Source organism: Gemmatimonadota bacterium (assembly GCA_016712265.1).
Taxonomy (GTDB): domain Bacteria; phylum Gemmatimonadota; class Gemmatimonadetes; order Gemmatimonadales; family Gemmatimonadaceae; genus RBC101.
This window is the reverse complement of sequence record JADJRJ010000027.1, coordinates 546606-565560: the sequence shown is the minus strand read 5'-3', so window position 1 is coordinate 565560 and position 18955 is coordinate 546606. Positions and strand designations below refer to the sequence as shown.

Sequence of the window (18955 nt, the reverse complement as noted above, 5' to 3'; positions counted from 1 at the left end):
AATGGCGCCCTCTGACAGTCCTCGCCCCACAGTGGTGTCCAGGGTGCCCCACCGGAAGCTCAGGACGCCTGGCCTATGGGATCACCGGCCGCACGATCGGAAGCGTTGGTGGGAGTGGTCGCGGCGGCCTCTGGTCGGGTCTCGGTGTCGGCGTCGGCTTGCCCACATCATCCCCAATCCGCGCCCCATCCGATGCGCTGGTGGAATGCCTAGGGCTGCTGCTCGAGCTTCCACGTTCACGCGGTATCCGTTCTCTCCATCGGTCGCGGCGCTCCTCCTCTCGTCGCCGGCGCTCCTGTCGCTCAGCCTCCCGGCGGCGCTCCTCCTCGCGCCTCACACTTTCCCGCTCTTGCCGTTCGCGCTCCCCTGCCTCCCTTCGCTGCTTCTCCAGTTCCTTGCGACGTTCAATCTCGGCGTTGATCAGGCGAAGGCGCTCCAGCTGCCGCCCCAGCCGATCGGCACCGGAGTTCGGCGAGGGTCCGGTTTTCACGAGATCCACGAGATCCGCCCGCCCTCTCTCGTATACCTGCTCCAACGACGGGAGACTGAGGCCCCGGTACTCAGAGGCATCCATACCGCCCACGATCGGTCGCACGGCGTCGAGGGATCGACTGTACCCACGAACGGTAAGCTGCTGTCCCGTGAAGAGGGGGTCGGTCTTCCTGGCCAGGCGCCAGTCGCCGGGCAAGAGTGCCGGTTGGTCGGCGCGACCAATCCCCATCACGGCCACGCCGTATGGCCCCAGGTCCGTGACGTACACATCGAACACCGCGGCTTCGTCGGGCCGTAACCGACTGCTGACGTCCGTCGCGAGCCTGGCCAGCTCGTCGCCGTTCCGTGCCGCAACGAGCGACTTCCAGTGCTCGTTCCACCAGTCGATCAGGGATCCCGGCGCCCCGACTTTGCCGCCGGCGTAGGGCGCCCATCGACCCGAGACGGTCTCCACGAGTTGCGCGTCCAACTGCGGCACAGCCAGCGCTGCGATGCACACGGCGACGCGCACGAAGGACCTGGCCTTCATGACTGTGGTCGCGCGGTTACCTGCCACGCGATGACCCGCCTCAGTTCTTCCATGCCCGCTTTCGAAGTGCCGAGCACCTCGATGTTGCCGCGGCTCGTTGCCTGGAGTGACCGGTCGTCGAGCCGGATGTACCAGCGACCGACCGCTGCGGCTGCAGGCACCGCGAACGGGCTGCCCCCTGCATCAGCCCCATCGACCCGCCGAAAGACATCCCTCGGTCGACCTGCCGCGACGTAGGCGAGTGCCGATTGCGGAAGGGGAATGAACGAGTCGTCAACCGTGGCCGTGACTCGGACATCCGCCATCACGCCTTCGCCAACATCGGATTTCGCCACAAGGGTCCCACTGAACCTTATCGGACGGCCAAAGCTGGTTGTCACGGCTTCGAGGAACGCGTCTTGATCCGTTGCCGACATGCCCTCGACCCAACCAAGCACCTCGGCGGCCAGCGGCGGCCGACCGGCTCTCCGCAGCACAAGGTCGATCGAGTCCCCTGGCGACAGCGCCATGAGGACCGGATCTCCGCGGTTGAACCGCAGGTGCAGGATCCGTCGCTCCACGGCGACGACGTCCATGATCGGCTCTCCGGCGTTCACGCTGTCGCCCTCGGCACGCTGGTGCGACACCACTTGTACCGTCTGGGGAAGGACGAGTCGGCCCGCCTCGCGAAGCGTCTGCAACTGCTGCAGGACGCGCACTCGCGCCGCATATTCGCTGGCGGCGAGCACGCGTGCGTCGAACCATGCCTCAAACTCATCGAGGGCGGCCAGGTATTGCGCCGCGCCGCGCGCATCTGCTTCCATCGCATCCAGCTCCCTGCGCACCACTGCCAGCTCGAAGATGAAGACTCCCGGCCACTGCCCCGCGCGCCACGGATCCGCATAGATCTCGCGGCGGAGCGCGAACCCGGTCCGTGCCGCTCGAAGGTCGAGCCGCAGTCGGTCGAGTGCGCTCCCCTGGAGCACATCGCTTCCTCGAAGCTCGGCCTCAGACGCCTGGAACGTCAGGAACCGGTGCCGCGCACCGCCAAGGATTTTCGGGGTGGGGAAAGGCAGGCGGATGTGACCTCCTTCTCGGCGGATGCCTGGTGTGACGCAGAGGATCTTTCCGTTGAGCCTGAATTGCAGGGCATACCGCCGACCTTCGGCTGCTTCCACATCGGCCTCGATCTTGTTCAGGACCTCAAGCGAGTCTTTTGTCGTCGCTGAACCCTGCGCGTTCTCGAGCACCTTTCGACGACGCTCATAGACGTCCTTCATGACAGCGGCGAGGCTGTCCGGGTTCACCACCAGATCATCGAACCTGCGCCGCCACACCATCGCGCTATCGGCGAGGGCGTTCCAATCGCCCGCGAGCGCGTCCATCTGCGACTCGTGCAATCGACCCTGGAGCGCCGCATCGCAGAGCGCCCCTCGCTCTGGCAAAACGCGCTCCGCGTCGAGGGCGCCACCGCTCCGGGCAAGGTACCGCCAGAGGTCGCGGGTTCGACGTGCCGCTTCGATGGGGTATTCCAGGAGGTCGAGTGGACTCAGCAGGACCTCGCGATAGTGCCAGAGGGCGAGGCGTCGGGAGGGGGAATAGGTGATGCTGTCGGAGAGGGCGCTCAGGGCGGTGTACTCAGCGGCAAGCCCGCGAGCCAGGGAGTCGTCGCCGATCGAGAGGAGACCGGTGTGCAGGTACCTGAGTCCCCGCAGAACCTCTCGATCTGCCGCCGTTGGCCCGGTCGTCGCGGCCTTCCGCCAACGTACGGCTGCCTCATAGTCAGCGGGTGCGGACGGCCCCGCCGGCGTGGGCACCAGCTTGAATCGCCGGGTCTGCACCGCGAGCTGAAAGGACGCGGTGTCAATCCGGAGCAGCGTGGGATCGACGTAGTAGTCGGGTGAGGCGATGTCCTCCGTGAGCACGGACCGCTGAAGCTCCGCCATGGCCATTCCGAGTGCGCGCCTCACGGGTTCGGCCACGACGGTGGCCGTTGCTTCGTCGTTCGCTGCACGCACGACGGCCCCGGGACGGGCTATCGATTGGAGCCGTCCGGGATACGGGGCAACGAGCGTGGCATACGTCAACGGCGAGAGCTCGCTTGCGCCCCGACCCACGTCCCCCCTGCTCAACGAGTCCCACGCGGCCTCACCGGCGAGCGGCCTGTCGAGGTAGTAGTACGATCGCTGCAGCGCACCCTCCTTTGAGAGTGCGAGCTGAGGACCGTGCAGCAGCCCGTAACGATGGTGTCGCTCCTCCGTCAGTGCGCCGGCTGCCGACCACACACGAGACACGCCGTGCGAAACCCCGTGGGCGTAGGTCGCCTCGCCCTCCTTTCGCAACGAGTCGTACCAGAACGTCCAGAGGCCGTCTCGTTGATCGTTGCGCATTGCGCCGGACGAGAACTTCCAGGGCATGCGCGCGTCCTCCGGAGCGGCGAACCAGCAGTCGCCGGACCGCTGATCATTGTCGTAATGGCAGACCTCGATGGGCTTGCCCGTGGCCGCATACGTCTCCCATTTCCCGCTCTTCGCACCACGCATGTAGGTTCCACGCGCGCTGACCTTGCCATTCGGCCAGTACTCCAGCGACGGGCCGCTCAACCGTCCCTCGGCCCACGTCTGCTCACTCTCACGGGTACCGTCGTCGTACCACGACTCCCACACACCGCTGCGCTTACCTCCGATGTAGAGGCCCCGTCGTGCGAGCTTTCCGTTGGGATGCGTGTGGGTCCAGATTCCCACGGCCACCGCACCTCCGGGCGCATCCAGCACCTTCCCTGCTTCCGCCACGTCCCCGTCGATCCGGACCACCGAGTCTCTGGCCGCCGCAGGCAGCGGGGAGCTGCGCCAAACACGGAGCCGCCGTCAGCACCGTGAGGGCGAGCTGGCGTGTCGCGCGTCGGATGCATCTTGCCATTGGAGTCTTGTGCTGAGGTGAGCAGCCACTTGGCGTGGTTATGCTGCGGTGCGACGCAGGCCGGGATGGCCGCTTGCACCGGGGTTAACGGCACAGCGCACGGCCCACGGCGAACCCCTCACGATCGCCGTGACGCATGAGCTGCTCGGCGACCCACGGGACGTCATCGGCCCCGATCACTAGGTCTGGCCGATAGGACCAGAAGCAACGGGCATGAAATCGACGATAGGCGCGCCTCGCCTCGCGGACGGGGACCATGAGTCGGGCCGGTTCCGGATCGAGGACGCGGCGGCTGCGAATGCCGCCCTTCCGACGAATGGCGGCGAGATGGTCGCGGGATGATGCCATGCAGAATCGTGGGACGCTTACGATGCTATGTCAATCACCGGCAACGTGTCGCATGCGCCTCAGGCCGCTCGGGGTTAGCTGATTGTGAGGCCCCCAGGCACTCCACACGCACTACACCTCGTTCACTTCGGCCGCTGCGCTCTCAGCCTCCCGAATCCGAGCGAGGGCACGAGAGCGAACAGCTTCTGGGGGCACTCCGACGATCGACCGAGTAGCCCAGGCTTCCGCCTCGGGATGGAATAGTTGCGGGTATTCCAGGTGGCAACCCTCCTCCTGGAAGCCAATACGCGCGCCGTTGCCACTGCCTACGTCCAATATGGTGGCTGCATACTCTGGGCCGCAGGGCCACGGCTGGAGTGCGCGCCCGCGTGACGCGAGTAGACCGACACCGAAGAGCGCGTCCAGGACCCTCTCGGTATCGCGAAAGGTGCACTGCAGGGTTGCGTTGTAGTGCTGTCTTAGCACGGTGAGCACTTGCGATCCGTCCTCGCCCACTTGCCAGTAGGGGCTAGCGGCAACTGGAAGTCCCAAGGTCGCGGTGGTGTACCGCGCGATGCTTCTCTCATCCAGATCGGATGGCGCGCCCCCCTTTACATAGAAGGCGTAACTTTGCACCACCGAGGCATACGCAGTGACTGGTCCTTTGATCGCGGGATTCGCCTGAAGCCCGCCCACAAAGTCAAGGAGTGCGCGCAATTGCGACACGGGCAGAGGGAAGCTGATCGACCGAAAGGTGCCATCTGGAAGAAATGCGACTGATGTTGCCGGCAAGCCGACTGATCTTGCCGGACCGGACAGCAAGGTCGCGTTGAAGAGACCCTGTAGCCTCCTCGCGTCACGCTCACTCCAAGCGGGTGAGATCCCCATCCAGAACACCTGCAGCATGTCGTTCCATGATGCATTGAACTTTACGGTCTCCGGGCCGTCGGCTCCGCGCCAGCGCGTTCGCAGCCTCATCGCACCGTTGGCAAAGTCGAACGTGAGTGCGACACTCGAGTCTGGCGTGTCATCGAGATAGGCGACCTGCCAGCCGTCCGATGTGCGCAGGAACGTCTCAGCAGCCAAATCGCCGAGAAAGAGCCTTGAGTAGAGTTGCTCCATTGAGGACACGCGGTTTGGCGCAGCAGCTCCTCGAAAGGGCCGTTCAACAGACCCTAGCCAGATGAATGGTAGTCGTGCAGGTGGTACCGCGCTGGACGACGCCGGGACTCTTGAGCGGTTGACTGCTTCCCCACAGTCGGGGCAACGTCTATCGGCCTCGATCAACGACCGGTCACAGTGGATGCACTGCATCTTCGCTCACCTCGTGCAGATCGTTGACCTATGGGCCTGCGTTGGGCACGTTCCTCGCGCTGCTTCGGCAACAACCTGTTCAAGCACGAACTCGGCGAGATTGAAGCGGTCCCGGGCCGACTGACCGGCGCGCCCGTCTGGTGCACCACTTTGGTCGGCGGCCATCGCTATGGTAGCGGATTCATGATGTAGCCCTCGCACCAGACACCTTCTACACTCGCCGGCGGGAGTCCGGCCACGGCGACCTTGGCGATGTCGCCCGCAGAGAAGGAGTCCGCTCCGAGGCCGCTAACGAGCGCCTGGAGCTGATCGTGAGTTGGCACATCTGTCGAAAGCGCAAGAGTCCGAAACTGTGCGAGACGGGCGAGTCGGTCGGCGACATGGTGCGCGCGGGCGCGCGCTTTCGCGGGAAGTATGGGAATTCCAAGCGAGCGCCACGCCGACAAGGGCAGCGACTCCACAGCGACTGGCTGGGATGCGGACGGCTTGGTCGCGGGGAAGGATGCGAGACGCTTCCAGCCGGAGGCATCCAGAGCGTCGAAGACGGCGATGGAGAACGATATGAACGGGAGGTAGTTCGCAGGCTTTGAGGTGCCGCGCAGCCCAGTCTTCGCTGGAGCGTTCAGTGCCCGTTCACAGACTCGAGAGTGTACGAGCCCATTGGCAGGGTCTTTCCACCCCTGCGGGCCGTCGAGCATTAGCGTAGACGCCCCGGCCTCCGCCGCTAGGTGTGTCAGCCATTGAGCGAGGTGATTCGGTTGGGGAGGGTCCGGAAGGACAGGCGGGGACACGAATCGGCAGTCGAGTCCTCGCGCGCTGCGCGTAATCGCCACGATGCCAATGTCTGCCTGGCGCTTGTACGCGAGATCAACCGAGATGACCGTCATGTCTCACCTGCGTGGGCTCCAACTTAGTCCGCCGAACTAGCATTGGACTTGCGGGGAGTTCGTCGCTCGGTCCGCGAAATCCCGCTCAAGCTACGCCCCGGCTGCCCAATCCGCGAACCCAGCTACAGGTCGGCTAGCCGGGCGTGGTTCGCGGGACTCCGAACACCCACCCCCCGCTAACTACGTCGCGGTGATCCTGACATGGGCTAGTCGGACCTGACGAGCGCACGCCTTGTCGCCTCGCCAAGGAGTCGGTTGGTTGCGATCCCATCCCCCCCATCCACTGCCGTCCCGCCAAGCCAGTCGGTGTACACACCCCCGGCCTCGGTGATGATCGGGATCAACGACGCCGCATCCCACGGACTCAACCGATCATCCACCATCACCTCAGCCCGCCCGGTCGCCACCAGCACGTAGCCATAGCAATCCCCCCAGGTGCGCGCCACCCTCGCGCGTTTGGCCAACGCCGCCCACCGGGGCGCGCGCTCGGGGTTGTAGGAGAAAGTGTCGTCGGTCGTGAGGATCGTCGCCGCTTCAATGGAATCGACGGTCGAGACGAAACAGCGGGTGTTGTTGAACCAACATCCCTCCCCAACGGCCGCGGCCACCATCTCGTCCACTGCGGGACAGTAGATCGATCCGGCCAGCACAGTGTCGCCCTCGGCCACAGCGACCATCGCCCCCCACAACGGCACCCCACGCACGAAGGTCTTGGTCCCGTCGATAGGATCGATGAACCAGCGCCGGCCACGACCCGCGGTGAGCCCAAACTCCTCGCCTAAGACTTCGTCGCCGGGGAACTGCTGCGCGATCCAGGCGCGCACGGCCTGCTCGGCCTCGCGATCGGCGATCGTCACCGGACTCCCGTCGCCCTTCGCGTCGGCGACGACGCCGGTGCGGTAGTACTTCATCGCGACACGACAGGCCACGCGCGCGGCATCGGCAACGGCGGCCAGCAAGGTGGATTGCGTCACGTTCATGCCACGCTCCGTTTAGGCCCGCACCCTGCTGCTTTCGCAGCGGTGTCTTGGTTCAGCGGAAATGTGACTCGGGGGTGATCAGTTAATGGAGTACGGCGGGTGCGGGTGCGACGGTGCGGCGGGCGAGGCGACGTTGCTCCCGCGCCGCTTCGAACGTGCGGTCGCGGGCATCCCAAATGGCCTGCTCCCGTCCCGCCAGCGTGTCGGCCGGCGTGACGTAGCCAAGGGCGCTGTGCAGGCGGACGTGGTTGTAGTGCGTCACGAAGTCGGCGATCACGCGCTGGGCTTCGGCGAGCGTCGCCGGAGCCTTCGGGCGGATCGTGGTCACCTTGAGGGTCTGGTTCCAGCGTTCCAGTTTGCCGTTCGATTGGGGATAGTACGGCGAGGTCCGCACGTGCGTCATCCCCGACAGCCGCACAAACTCTTTGAAGTCTCGGGCGATGAACTGCGGCCCATTGTCCGAGATGATCCGGGGACGGGCGGCCGGATACCGCTCGCGGCCCCGCTGCACGATGATCTCCACATCGGCCGCCGTCATCTGCGGCCGCAGCTCCCAGTGCACCAGGAACCGGGTGTAGCCATCGAGCACCGCGCAGAGATAGTAGAACGTCCCCGCGAGATTCACGTACGTCACGTCGACATGCCAGTGGTCGTGCGCGTGCAGCGGCTGCACGAAGCCCGTGCCCTTGGTCGAGGGCTTGCCCTGAAACCGATCCAGGCGCCCCGCCTGCTTGAGCATTCGGTAGACCGTAGCCGGACTGGCGGCCACCACCTGGGCGTCGAGCATCATGAAGGACAGCCGGCGATAGCCCTCGAGCGGGTGCGCGTCGAAGAACGTCAGGATCGCCGCGCGCTCCCCCGCGGTGAGCCAGTGGTCCCGGGGGATCGTGCCGTGGGGCCGATGGACCGTGCCGTAGCGCTGGGCCCAGCGGTACAACTGCGCCGGCGGAATCGCCAGCTGCCGCAGTACCCACGCCGTGGAACGCTCCGTGCGGCGGCAGAAGCCCTGCACGAAGTCCACCACCTCGTCGCGCAAATCGGGAGGCACCCATCGCGCTTTCAGCTCTCCCCAAGCTTTTTTCAAGGCGAGATGCTCCTCCGACACGAAGGCGATAGTGGCGTCCTTCTTCTGCAACTGCGCTTCGAGCCGGTCAATGGTCCGCTGCCGGGTCGCGACGTCGGTCGTCTCCACGCGGCGGGTCCGGCGATCCTCGAGCGCCGCGCTCAGGTGCTCCATCAGCTGACGCTGCCACAGGTAGAACAGGCTCGGCTGAATGCGGTACTCGTCGCAGAGGTCCGACACCGGGACCTTGTAGGCCAAGTGCCGTCGCAGGATGGTGGCCTTGTCATCGGCCGTGAACTGGCGGCGTTTCCCTTTGCTCATGGACTCCTCCTGGCTCCATAGAATGGAGCGGTCGGGGAGTCACATTTCAACTGAGGCAGGACAGCGGACCCGTGGCTGGAATATGGTCGCCTCATTCCGCGGTTGTACTCGGTGCAGTCCACGGTCCTCCCTTCTTCCAGCGCTGGGTCAAGACTCCGCCCACGCCCAGCTGCCCGTACACCGGGACGAGGAACTGACGCACCCGCTCACCGAGCTCTGCAAACTCCCTCGGTGGTGGAGTGATCACGGCACCTGCAGCAAGGTAGTGTTTCCACCGCGTTGCCGGCTGGGGGTGCTCGTAGAATGCCGGCGTAAGGGCGGCTGGGATTTCCGCATCCCACGGAGTCTTCCGCCGCTCGAAGCAGGCTGCTACCGACCGACGGAGCAAGGCACCATCGAAATCGAACGCGCCGAAGAGCGCCCACACATCGTGGAAGTCCTTCATTCGGCTGTTTCGGGTGCCGAGCACAACCATCGCTTCAAACTTCTCTGCCACAGCCTGTTCGCGGGGATAGGCGCGTACACGTGGAGCGGGCAGTGCGGTGAGGTTGGTTGGGTAGACTATGTGCTGCGGCTCAACCGCCAAGGCGTCACCTACGCCGAAGTCCACCTGCATGGCGATACGCGCCTGACCAAGGTAAGCGTGAAAGCGGGCGCGCCGGCCGACGAATTCGTCCTCTGCTCGAATCGCGTCGACAACCAGTTCGGATAGATCGAAGCGAACACCGTCTTCGACGCAGTCCACAGCGCAGATCTCGGACAGCAAGCGCCGGATCGCCTCATCGTCCGTCGAACCTGTCGCGAGTACGTCGATGTCGCGGGTCGCCCGGTACGGATCCGGCATCCACACGGCGAGCAAGCTGGCGCCCTTCAGGATGCATCTCTCTCGTGCGTCGGATGCACCGAGACGGAACAGGAATCGTTCGCCAGCAAACCGTGAGAGCGTGCGCTCGAACTCTTCGCGGCGCGCTTTGGCCTGGTTCAACAGCCGCGCCCTCACCGACGCTGCGACGTCCGCCGTCATATCGATCGCACGTCGAGCGCCGCGGCGAGCCGCCGCGATGGAAGGACCTCCTCGATGCGCGAGAGCTCGGCGATGGTCACCTTGCGCTGGCGCAGCGCGTCCTGCAGTGCCTCCATGGCCGCCTCTGCACCCACGAGCCGCTCAAAGCGGAAGCAGTCCACCACCGTACGCGCGGGCGACGTAATGCGCGCGGGCACGCCTTCGAAGGTCGTGTCGTGCACGTCGAGTGACCAGGCGGGCCCACTGAAACGCACGTAACGCACGCGCAGCCCCGGGACTCGCGGTACCCGCGCCTTATGCGGGATGGCGAGCCAAACCTCGGCAGGTGCCTGGGTCCCGATGCCGTGCACGCGAAGCGCCGAGAGGAGGCAGACGATACCATCAGGGACCCGCGCGCAGGCCATGGCGAGCGAGTAGTGCTCGGTAGGCTCGGACTCTGAGACCCGGTACAGGCCCCGCCCCACATGCTCCACAGAGCCGTGGCGAACGAGGGTCCGCAGCCGCTCACGGCTTAGCCCCGCATCCTCCGCCTGGCTGGGGCTGAAGAAGGCTCCGAGCCCTCCTTCGCGAAGCAGCTTACCGTGGCCTTCAGACCCTGCTCTGCCACCCGATTTGTCGGCACGCATGGCTACCATGCCGACATTTTGGTTGGAAAGGTGGCCGTTGTCAACCCAAAATGCAGGCACAGATCACCTCTGTGCCGACATTTTGCGTCATCTTCAGGCCGATCCGACCAGAGCCGAGCTGTCGGGACTTGTGCACAACCCCCGACAATTCGTTCGGGCGCCGATGGCTGGCATCGGGGATCAGACTCCCTGAGGGACTGCCGCGGGGTACCCGCGGAGTGGTCACCTCACGCCACTCTCCGTGTGGGGATCCCGCGGGCCATCATCGCATCCTTGAGCGCACGGACCGTCGTCACCTCGTCATGCAGGATGCCGGCGACCAGCGCCGCATCCGCGACACCGTCCTCCAGCGCCGCACACACGTGCTCAGCGCTCCCCGCTCCGCCCGAGGCAATCACCGGGATCGAGACCGCGGCGCGCACCGCGCGGGTCAACGCGAGGTCGTACCCGGTGCGCGCCCCATCCTGGTCAATGCTGGTGAGCATGATCTCCCCCGCCCCCAACTCGGCGCAGCGAGCTGCCCAGGCAGTCGCGTCGAGGTCGGTGGCCTCACGGCCGCCCTTCACCACGACGCGCCACGAGTCACCCTCACGCTTCGCATCGATGCTCGCCACGACACACTGCGCACCAAACCGATCGGCGCATTCCGTGATGAGGCCAGGGCGCTGCACGGCAGCCGTGTTCACGCTCACCTTGTCGGCCCCCGCACGAAGGACATCACCCACGTCCTGCACCGTGCGGACTCCGCCACCGACAGTCAGCGGGATGAACAGGTGCTCGGCCGTACGCTGCACGAGGTCGAGCAACGTTCCACGCGCCTCGACCGCAGCGGTGATATCGAGAAAGACGATCTCGTCCGCCCCCTCGCGCTCGTAACGCGTGGCCAGCTCAACGGGATCGCCGACGTCGCGGAGACCGACGAACTTCGTGCCCTTCACGACGCGGGCATCCTTGACGTCGAGGCAGGCGATCAGGCGGCGAGTCAGCAAAGCGAGGCCCAGCCTCCAAGACCAAGATCAACGGCAACAGCGAAGCACGAGCGGCACGGGCAGCCCGAGCGGTACGAGGGGCACGCGCAATACGTGATCATTCGCGGGTCCACGTTACGCTTCCCTTCGTGGAGAAGACGCTCCCCGTCTCAACCAGTGCATCACGCAACGCAAGTCCGAGCGCCTTGAATGCAGCCTCGACCACATGATGCCGGTCGCTCCCGCGCTGCACGACCACATGCAGCGTGCACTGCGCATGCTCGGCGAACGAACGCATCCAGTGGTCGTACATCCCGCTCGGCAGTGGGCCTTCATAGAACACCCGCCCGCCGAAGTCGGCGGACACCTGCACGAGCGCGTCGTCCATCGGAATCACGCGATGTCCGTACCGCGCCGCGGTTGGCGGCAACAGCTCACGAACGGCGGCGCCGAGTGTGATGGCGACGTCCTCGATGAGATGGTGGCGAAGGTCGCCGCGTGCGTGCAGCTCCAGCCCCAGGCCGGCGTATCGGGCCCAGGTCTCCAGCATGTGCGTGAGGAAGGGTTCCGTCGTATCGACCTGCACCGTGGAGTTGGTGCGTGACAGGGCCACACGCACCTGCGTCTCGCGTGTCTTGCGTTCGATGCTCATTCCGCAAACTCCTCCGCGACCGTGCGCGGATCAATCGCCTGGGTGTACAGGGCCATCCCGATGACTGCCCCATGGACGCCACGATCGCGCAGCGCCCACAGGTCCCCGATGCTCCCGACGCCGCCAGCGGCATACACCTGAAAGTCGGCCTCCTCGACCACATCCTCCATCAGCGGGAGGTCGACGCCCAGCATCTGCCCTTCCTTGTGGACCGCGGTTACGAGCAGGGCCGCCAATGGGAGGCTATTTATCTCGCCGACAAGGTCGAGGATGTCGCGCGGCAGGGTGTGCTGCCAGCCACGGGTCACGATCTTTCGCTCGCGGACATCGGCGGCGAGGATGATCTCCCCGGGATACAAGTTCGTGATCTCGGCAAGCCAGTCGAGATCTTCCAATGCGCGAGTGCCAACAATGGCGTACCGCGCGCCGGCCTCGAGGATGTCCTCCACGGCCTCGTTGGTGCGCAGCCCGCCGCCGACCTGGACGTCGGCGGTGTCCTCGTCGAGCAGCGCTCGCACCTGCCGCTCGTTGTTCCCCTTTCCCATGGCAGCGTCGAGGTCGACGACATGCAGGCGGGCGAAGCCGAGCTGTTGCCACTCGCGCGCGACGTGCACGGGATCGGGCAAGCGAATGCGTTCAGCTGCCGCGTCGCCGCCCACGAGCTGGACGCAGGCGCCGCCGCGTAGGTCAATGGCTGGAATGGCGATCATTGGTGGCGGAAGAGGAGTGGACTGCAACTGCCACTGCGCGGTACGAGCAGTACGGGCGGCACGCGCAGCACGGGGAGCACGGGGAGCACGGGGAGCACGCTGTGAGAACCCGTGCTGCCCTGACCTCTCGTGCTGCTCGTGCTGCATCGGTTGGTGCGTTCATCCCCGCTCCGCCGACACAGCTGCCAGAACGAGGCACGCGCAGCACGGGGGGCACGCGCGTCGGTGGCCGTGTAACCCGTGCCGCCCGTACTGCTCGTGCTGCTCGTGCTGTGCTGCATCCGTTGGCGTCACCCGCCACCTCCCGGCAGCGAGCTCACCCACTGGCCAAGGAACCGCAGTCCCTCTGCTGACGACTTCTCCGGATGAAACTGCGCCCCCACCACGTTGCGGTATCGCACGACTGCGGGAAAGCGATCCTCCTCGTGCGTCGTCCAGGCGGTGACCACGGACTCGTCGAGCGGCCGACACACGTATGAGTTGGCGTAGTACGCCTCGCGCAGCCCGCTCTCGGCCACCAGTGGCTCACCGGCTCCGTCCACCGTATTCCAGCCGATCTGCGGCACCGAGCGCGCGTTAAGGCGCGCCACCTGGCCGGGGATCGCGCCAATGCCGAACCCCGGACCCTCCTCGCTCGCATCGAACAAGAGCTGCATCCCCAGGCAGATGCCGAGCACCGGGTACCCGTCCGCGACGGCGCGCTGCATCGCCCAACGTTCGGGAGCGATCACCTCGGCGGCGGGCTCGAACGCTCCAACTCCGGGCAGCACCATCGCCGTGCCCTGCAGTGCCTCCACGGGATCGGTCACGACCTCCACATCGGCGCCGGCAGCCACGAGCCCCTTCACCAGCGAGTGAAGGTTCCCGACGCCGTAGTCGAGCATCCTCAAGGACGGGCGCACGCCTGCAACCCCTCCCGCACCGAGGCCATCGTCGCACGACTCCCGATCGTGATCCGCAACGCGTCGCCGATTCCCGGCAGCCCGGCAAACGCCCTCACGAGGATCCCGCGGGCGCGCAACGTCACGTGCGCCGCGGCAGCTTCACGCACGGGGACCAGGACGAAGTTCGCCGCACTCGGCAAGGGAGCGAATCCGTCCTCGCGCAGCTGTGCGGCAAACTCGTCGCGCATCTCAACGGTCTCGGCAACGCGCGCCTGTATCCATGCGACGTCCCGTTCGAGGGCGGCCAGGGCCAACCGTTCGCTCAGCGCCGATACGGTATACGGACCACGTGCCTTCTCGAGTTCTGCGATGAGCTGCCGAGCACCGACCACAAAACCCACGCGCGCCCCCGCGAGGCCGAACGCCTTGGAGAAGGTGCGGTAGACCAGCAGGCCGTCCGAGCCGGGAGCTGATCCGGCCCAGTTCGTGCCAGCGAACTCTGCATACGCTTCATCCACCATCACCAGGCCGCGCGTTTCCCGCACCACACGCTCCACCACCTCACGAGCGATCGGCACCCCGGTGGGGTTGTTCGGCGTGCACAGATAGGTGAGCTCCGCGTTCTGCGCGAGCAAGGCGTCCGCGTCCACGTCGTGCGACGGCGTGAGTGGCACAGCAACGGGCACCACCGAGTTGGTCCGCGCAAAGACCGGCGTCATCACGAACGTCGGGTGCATGTACGCGAGGCGCTGTCCCGGGCTGGCCAATGCACGAAAGGTGCAGCTCAACACCTCGTCCGACCCCGCCCCGACCATGATCTCCTCGGGGGCTACCCCTACATACCGGGCAATCGCCTCGCGGAGCGGACGTGAGTACGTCGTGGGATACCGCGTGAGGTCGAGCCCATCGCCGCCAGCAAGCGCACGCAACGCCTCCACCACCCCGGGCGACATCCCATGCGCCGGCGTGTTGTCCGCCAGGTTCACCGCAACCGCCGCGGGCTCCGCGTCATACGCGCGAAGCTCGCGATACTCGGCCCGCGGGGTGAACCTCATCGCGCTCCCCCCAGCGCCCTGGCCGCGCGCGCGTGGGCATCCAGCCCCTCGGCGTCGGCGAATACTCCCACCGACTCGGCCAGTGACGCGGCCGCGGCGGCGTTCACGGTCTGCACCGTCGTCCATCTATAGAAGGTGTCCAGCGAGAGCCCGCTGTAGGCACGCGCGGCCCCGCCCGTGGGGAGCACGTGATTTGCGCCGGTCATGTAGTCGCCGAAGGCCACCGACGTGCGGCCGCCCACGAAGACGGTCCCTGCTCCGCGCACCTCGGCCACAATCGGCTCGGCGTTCTCCATCACCACCAGGAGATGTTCGGGGGCGTACATGGTGGCAAAGGCCGCCATCTGGTCGCGTGAGGACGCCACGATCACCCCGCCCTGTCCTTCGAGGGCCTTCTTCACGATCGACGCGCGCTTCGTCGCCGCCGCCTGCACACGCAGCGACGCTACCACCTTCTCGCCCATCTCGTGGCCCAGGACGAGCGCAACCGCGCAAGCCATCTCGTCGTGCTCCGCCTGGGCGATCAACTCGCGCGCGACCATCGCGGCGTCGGCACTGTCATCCGCGAGGACGAGCAACTCCGACGGCCCCGCCGGGGAATCGATGACCACCGTGCTCGAGACCTGCACCTTCGCTTCTGTCACGTAAGTGTTGCCGGGACCAACAATGGCGTCGACGCGCGGTATCGTCTCCGTCCCGAAGGCCATCGCGGCAACGGCTCCCGCACCACCCACGGCGAACACCCGGTCGACTCCCGCAATCGCACACGCAGCGAGGATCCCGGTTGGCGGCATCCCCGACTTGTCGGGCGGCGAGCAGACGATCACCTCGCGCACGCCGGCCACACGAGCCGGGATCGCTCCCATCAGGACCGAGCTGGGATAGGACGCCTTCCCCCCCGGGGCGTAGACCCCGATCCTGCCTAACGGGTGCGGGCGTCGTTCGATGACGATCCCCGGTTCGGGCTCCACGCGGGTCGGGACCGGTGGGGAGGTACGGTGCACCGTCTCGATGTTGCGCGCGGCGCGGCGCATCGCCTCGACGAGGACGGGATCCACCCCGTCCAGTGCCTTTTGCCACAGTGCCTTCGGCACCTCGATCGCCGACAGCTTCACCTGGTCGTACTCGCGCGCGAGCGACCGGAGGGCATCGTCTCCCTCGCGCTTCACGAGGTCGATGATGGCCGCCACCGTGTCGCGCACGATGTCGTCGTTGGTGGGGGTGCGGTCGAACAGGGTCATGCGGTCGTCGTCCGGCAGGTCGGTCACCGGGCCGCGGTACTTCAGGGAGAGCAGGCTCATGGCATCAGCCGTTCGATTCGAGTCACGAGGATTCCTTCGGCGCCTAACGCCTTGAGCGCCGCAATGGTCTTGTAGATCGCGGCGGCCGGGACCACCGCGTGGACGGCCACGAACACCCCGCCGTCCATGATGTCGATCACCGTGGGGCCGTTGAGCCCGGGGACCACCTCGCGCACCTGGTCCAGCGCGCGCCGAGGAACATTGGCCATGAGGTAGCGCTTTCCGCGAGCGCGGAGCACCGATTCCAGCGCGGCGACCAGCTCGTCCAGTTGCGGCGACGGCTCCGACCGCCCGGCGCGCGCCACGACATGGGCGGTCGACCGGAGGACCGTCTCGACCTCGCGCAGCCCGTTGGTCTTGAGTGTCGAGCCGGTCGACGTGATGTCCACGACCACATCGGCGATCCCGAGGTGCGGCGCGACCTCGACCGCCCCGCTCATCGGGACCAGTTCGACCGGGATCCCACGCTCGGCAAAAAAGCGGCGCGTGATCCCCGGAAAAACGGTGGCGACCCGGGTGCCGGCGGCCAGCTCTGATACGGAAGTAACCGTCGATTCCTCGCGAACCGCGACCACCAGCCGACAGGCGCCGAAGGAGAGGTCGAGGAGCGATTCAAGTTCGCGACCGGATTCGGCGACCAGGTCCCAGCCGGTGACCCCCGCGTCCGCGGCGCCATCGGCCACGAATTCCGGGATGTCCTGGGCGCGGACGAAGAGGGCCTGGAAGTCGTCGCCGAGCTTGGCGGTGAGGACGCGATCGTTGCTTCGGACCGGAAGACCAGCGTCCGAGAGCAACTCACGTGTTTCCTCAGCGAGGCGTCCCTTGTTGGGTAAAGCTATACGTATCAATGGGATAGCAAAAGAAAAGGCCCGTCAAGCGACGGGCCGTGGCGACTGCGGAAGCGCGAGTGAACTACGCGCGCACGCACCACCGCGACCCGGAGGGGCCGTGGGCATGATGGTGGTGGTGGCTGTGCATGGTCACGGCGTGAAGGTAGCCGCGGCTTCGCGAACCGTCAACGCGGGTTGAGCGGGCTGACCACTGTGCCCCTCGGGTTATCGCAGGACCGGCTCAGCTGCGGCGAGCGGGACGGGACCGGATGTCACCATCCGTAAGAGCGGAGGCTCTGGAGACGTTCAGGGTTCGAGAGCCCGCCGGCGCCTGACCGTGGGATGACACGTTCGGCGCGCGGACCACGCAATGGAGTATTGATGAAAACCCATCTTTCGATGCGCCTCCCAGCCCTGGCCACCCTGTGCACCGTCGTGTCCCTCGCCTGCTCCGGCGGCGGCACGGTCGTTACCCCACCGCCACCACCTCCCTCCGTTGTCTCGGTCTCCATATCGCCGGGGAACGTCGTCCTCACCGGCCCCGGCGCCACGAGCGCGCTTAGCGCGCAGGTCGTCACCACGGCGGGGATCGTCGCGAATCCCACCGTCACCTGGACCAGTGACAACCCGGGAATTGCCACCGTGGTCGGGAGCGGCGTGGCGGCCACCGTGACCTCGGTCGCGCCCGGGACGACGACCGTGCGCGCCACGTCGGGAGGAGTGACCGGGACCACGGCGGTCCTCGTCCAGCCGCCGGCCTCGCTGGCGATTGTCGCCTCGCCACTATCTGTGGCCCAGGGAACCAGCGGCACCACCACCGCCGTCGTGACACGCACCAGCTTCACCGGCCCACTCGCCGTCACCCTCGATCCCCTTCCCACCGGGATCACCGGCGCGGTGTCACCAGGCCCTATCACCAGTGGCAACATCGAGACGCACACCCTGACGCTAACGGTGGTGTCCGCCATGGCAACGGGGACCTATCCGGTGACGGTGCGTGCCTCGGGAAGCGGCGTGACGGCGGTGAGCTTCACCTTCAACCTCGTCGTGATCAACGGCGCCGCCCCCACCACCACCTTCCATGGCACCTGGACGGGCACGGGAGTACAAACCAGTCCCAACATCACGTGGAACGTGCTGTTGACCTACGCCGGCGGCCCGATCGGGAGCGTGGTCGCCACCGTCGCGTATCCATCGTTGACCTGTGGAGGGACATGGACCCTGCGGAGCCTGGGCGCGGACTCGCTCCGCGTGCGCGAGACGATCACTTTCGGCAACTGCTTCGATAGCGACTACACGGTGCGCATCACCCCTAACGGCCAGCTCGACTTCCGCGGCACCGCGGTCGCCTTTCCCATCGCCATCACGGGTACCCTCACCCGCGCCTCCGCTCCCACGGGACCGTCGCTCGGAGCCTTCGCCACCATGTGGCGCGGGTTACGCCTCCCCTACAACAACACAGCGGAGCACAACGTCGACCTCGGGCTCGTGGACGGCCCGGTCGGGGCGATCGTGGGCAGTTCGGCATACCCCACCCTCTCGTGCGGTGGACCACTCCGACTCACACGCGCTACCGCAACCGAAATTGACGTCGTGGAACAAGTGACCTACGGGAGCTGCGCCTCGGGCGACACCATCACGATCTCCCGCAACGCGACCCCCGCGAGCGGGATGATGGTGCGCTGGCGCCGCGGGAGCGCATCACCGAGCACGGGAGCCACCAACGTCTACTCGGCGGCGCTTCCGCCGGCGCCGGCCGATCCCGGAATCCCGACCGCCACGGTCTCGACCGGTCAGGTTGTCCTGTCCTGGACCGACCGGAGCAACACCGAGGCGGGCTTCATTATCGAGCGTGCGACCGGAAGCGGCGCTTTCCTCCCCGCCGGCATCGTCCTGGAGAACACCGGGACCTTCGTCGACCAAGGGGTAACCGCCGGCACCCGGTACACCTACCGGATTCGCGCGATGAACGCCCGCGGCCTCGCCCTGAGCGCCCGCACCGTGAGCGTCACCGCGCAGTGAGGGCTCCGTCTGCCGTCCCCTCCCCCACCAGCCAATCCCGCCGATACTCCCCCCTCGGCGGGTCCCGCCCCC

The 18955-nt window shown here is 66.6% G+C and carries 15 protein-coding genes and 1 pseudogene; 1 reads left to right on the top strand and 15 read right to left on the bottom strand.

Features of this window, described 5'->3' with window-relative positions; translation table 11 throughout:
* Window positions 1–73: 73 nt before the first annotated feature.
* From IPK85_06845 to IPK85_06775, 15 genes and pseudogenes are all read right to left on the bottom strand, one after another.
* Window positions 74–1021: a hypothetical protein gene (locus IPK85_06845; GenBank protein MBK8247098.1), complete on the bottom strand. Its 948-nt coding sequence runs from the start codon at window positions 1019–1021 to the stop codon at window positions 74–76.
* Window positions 1018–3813, bottom strand: a complete 2796-nt coding sequence (locus IPK85_06840; GenBank protein MBK8247097.1) for a hypothetical protein — start codon at window positions 3811–3813, stop codon at window positions 1018–1020. Before IPK85_06840 ends, IPK85_06845 begins: the two co-directional genes overlap by 4 nt.
* Before the next feature lie 190 nt (window positions 3814–4003).
* Complete coding sequence (locus IPK85_06835) at window positions 4004–4267, bottom strand: hypothetical protein (protein MBK8247096.1); 264 nt, start codon at window positions 4265–4267, stop codon at window positions 4004–4006.
* A 111-nt stretch (window positions 4268–4378) separates the two neighbouring features.
* Window positions 4379–5368: a hypothetical protein gene (locus tag IPK85_06830; protein MBK8247095.1), complete on the bottom strand. Its 990-nt coding sequence runs from the start codon at window positions 5366–5368 to the stop codon at window positions 4379–4381.
* Window positions 5369–6653: 1285 nt separating this feature from the next.
* The gene (locus IPK85_06825; protein MBK8247094.1) at window positions 6654–7427 is read right to left on the bottom strand and encodes a histidinol phosphate phosphatase; all 774 of its coding nucleotides are present in this window, start codon (window positions 7425–7427) and stop codon (window positions 6654–6656) included.
* Between the two features lie 172 nt (window positions 7428–7599).
* Window positions 7600–8811 (bottom strand): annotated as a pseudogene (locus IPK85_06820) (IS3 family transposase).
* A 91-nt stretch (window positions 8812–8902) separates the two neighbouring features.
* Window positions 8903–9835, bottom strand: a complete 933-nt coding sequence (locus IPK85_06815) for a nucleotidyl transferase AbiEii/AbiGii toxin family protein (protein MBK8247093.1) — start codon at window positions 9833–9835, stop codon at window positions 8903–8905.
* Window positions 9832–10461, bottom strand: a complete 630-nt coding sequence (locus IPK85_06810; protein MBK8247092.1) for a type IV toxin-antitoxin system AbiEi family antitoxin domain-containing protein — start codon at window positions 10459–10461, stop codon at window positions 9832–9834. Before IPK85_06810 ends, IPK85_06815 begins: the two co-directional genes overlap by 4 nt.
* Before the next feature lie 227 nt (window positions 10462–10688).
* The gene (gene hisF, locus IPK85_06805) at window positions 10689–11450 is read right to left on the bottom strand and encodes an imidazole glycerol phosphate synthase subunit HisF (GenBank protein MBK8247091.1); all 762 of its coding nucleotides are present in this window, start codon (window positions 11448–11450) and stop codon (window positions 10689–10691) included.
* 97 nt (window positions 11451–11547) lie between these two features.
* Window positions 11548–12081 carry an imidazoleglycerol-phosphate dehydratase gene (locus IPK85_06800; protein ID MBK8247090.1) on the bottom strand — a complete coding sequence of 178 codons (534 nt, stop codon included), beginning with the start codon at window positions 12079–12081 and terminating at the stop codon, window positions 11548–11550.
* A complete protein-coding gene (locus IPK85_06795) occupies window positions 12078–12791 on the bottom strand; it encodes a 1-(5-phosphoribosyl)-5-[(5-phosphoribosylamino)methylideneamino] imidazole-4-carboxamide isomerase (protein MBK8247089.1) in 714 nt (237 codons plus the stop codon). The genes IPK85_06800 and IPK85_06795 overlap by 4 nt, the downstream gene beginning before the upstream one ends.
* Before the next feature lie 290 nt (window positions 12792–13081).
* A complete protein-coding gene (gene hisH, locus IPK85_06790) occupies window positions 13082–13675 on the bottom strand; it encodes an imidazole glycerol phosphate synthase subunit HisH (protein MBK8247088.1) in 594 nt (197 codons plus the stop codon).
* 2 nt (window positions 13676–13677) lie between these two features.
* The gene (locus tag IPK85_06785; protein ID MBK8247087.1) at window positions 13678–14730 is read right to left on the bottom strand and encodes a histidinol-phosphate aminotransferase family protein; all 1053 of its coding nucleotides are present in this window, start codon (window positions 14728–14730) and stop codon (window positions 13678–13680) included.
* Window positions 14727–16031 carry a histidinol dehydrogenase gene (hisD, locus tag IPK85_06780; protein MBK8247086.1) on the bottom strand — a complete coding sequence of 435 codons (1305 nt, stop codon included), beginning with the start codon at window positions 16029–16031 and terminating at the stop codon, window positions 14727–14729. The genes IPK85_06785 and hisD overlap by 4 nt, the downstream gene beginning before the upstream one ends.
* Window positions 16028–16879: an ATP phosphoribosyltransferase gene (locus tag IPK85_06775; protein ID MBK8247085.1), complete on the bottom strand. Its 852-nt coding sequence runs from the start codon at window positions 16877–16879 to the stop codon at window positions 16028–16030. Before IPK85_06775 ends, hisD begins: the two co-directional genes overlap by 4 nt.
* A 363-nt stretch (window positions 16880–17242) precedes the next feature.
* On the opposite strand from IPK85_06775, the gene IPK85_06770 reads away from it, so the two are divergent.
* Complete coding sequence (locus IPK85_06770) at window positions 17243–18883, top strand: hypothetical protein (protein ID MBK8247084.1); 1641 nt, start codon at window positions 17243–17245, stop codon at window positions 18881–18883.
* Window positions 18884–18955 lie beyond the last annotated feature (72 nt).

Excerpts from the sequence above, each read along its gene's own strand:
- IPK85_06845 (MBK8247098.1), bottom strand. The coding sequence starts at position 1,021 with ATGAAGGCCAGGTCCTTCGTGCGCGTCGCCGTGTGCATCGCAGCGCTG.
- IPK85_06835 (MBK8247096.1), bottom strand. The coding sequence starts at position 4,267 with ATGGCATCATCCCGCGACCATCTCGCCGCCATTCGTCGGAAGGGCGGC.
- IPK85_06830 (MBK8247095.1), bottom strand. The coding sequence starts at position 5,368 with ATGGAGCAACTCTACTCAAGGCTCTTTCTCGGCGATTTGGCTGCTGAG.
- IPK85_06825 (MBK8247094.1), bottom strand. The coding sequence starts at position 7,427 with ATGAACGTGACGCAATCCACCTTGCTGGCCGCCGTTGCCGATGCCGCG.
- IPK85_06815 (MBK8247093.1), bottom strand. The coding sequence starts at position 9,835 with ATGACGGCGGACGTCGCAGCGTCGGTGAGGGCGCGGCTGTTGAACCAG.
- IPK85_06810 (MBK8247092.1), bottom strand. The coding sequence starts at position 10,461 with ATGCGTGCCGACAAATCGGGTGGCAGAGCAGGGTCTGAAGGCCACGGT.
- IPK85_06800 (MBK8247090.1), bottom strand. The coding sequence starts at position 12,081 with ATGAGCATCGAACGCAAGACACGCGAGACGCAGGTGCGTGTGGCCCTG.
- IPK85_06795 (MBK8247089.1), bottom strand. The coding sequence starts at position 12,791 with ATGATCGCCATTCCAGCCATTGACCTACGCGGCGGCGCCTGCGTCCAG.
- hisH (MBK8247088.1), bottom strand. The coding sequence starts at position 13,675 with ATGCTCGACTACGGCGTCGGGAACCTTCACTCGCTGGTGAAGGGGCTC.
- IPK85_06785 (MBK8247087.1), bottom strand. The coding sequence starts at position 14,730 with ATGAGGTTCACCCCGCGGGCCGAGTATCGCGAGCTTCGCGCGTATGAC.
- hisD (MBK8247086.1), bottom strand. The coding sequence starts at position 16,031 with ATGAGCCTGCTCTCCCTGAAGTACCGCGGCCCGGTGACCGACCTGCCG.
- IPK85_06770 (MBK8247084.1), top strand. The coding sequence starts at position 17,243 with ATGAAAACCCATCTTTCGATGCGCCTCCCAGCCCTGGCCACCCTGTGC.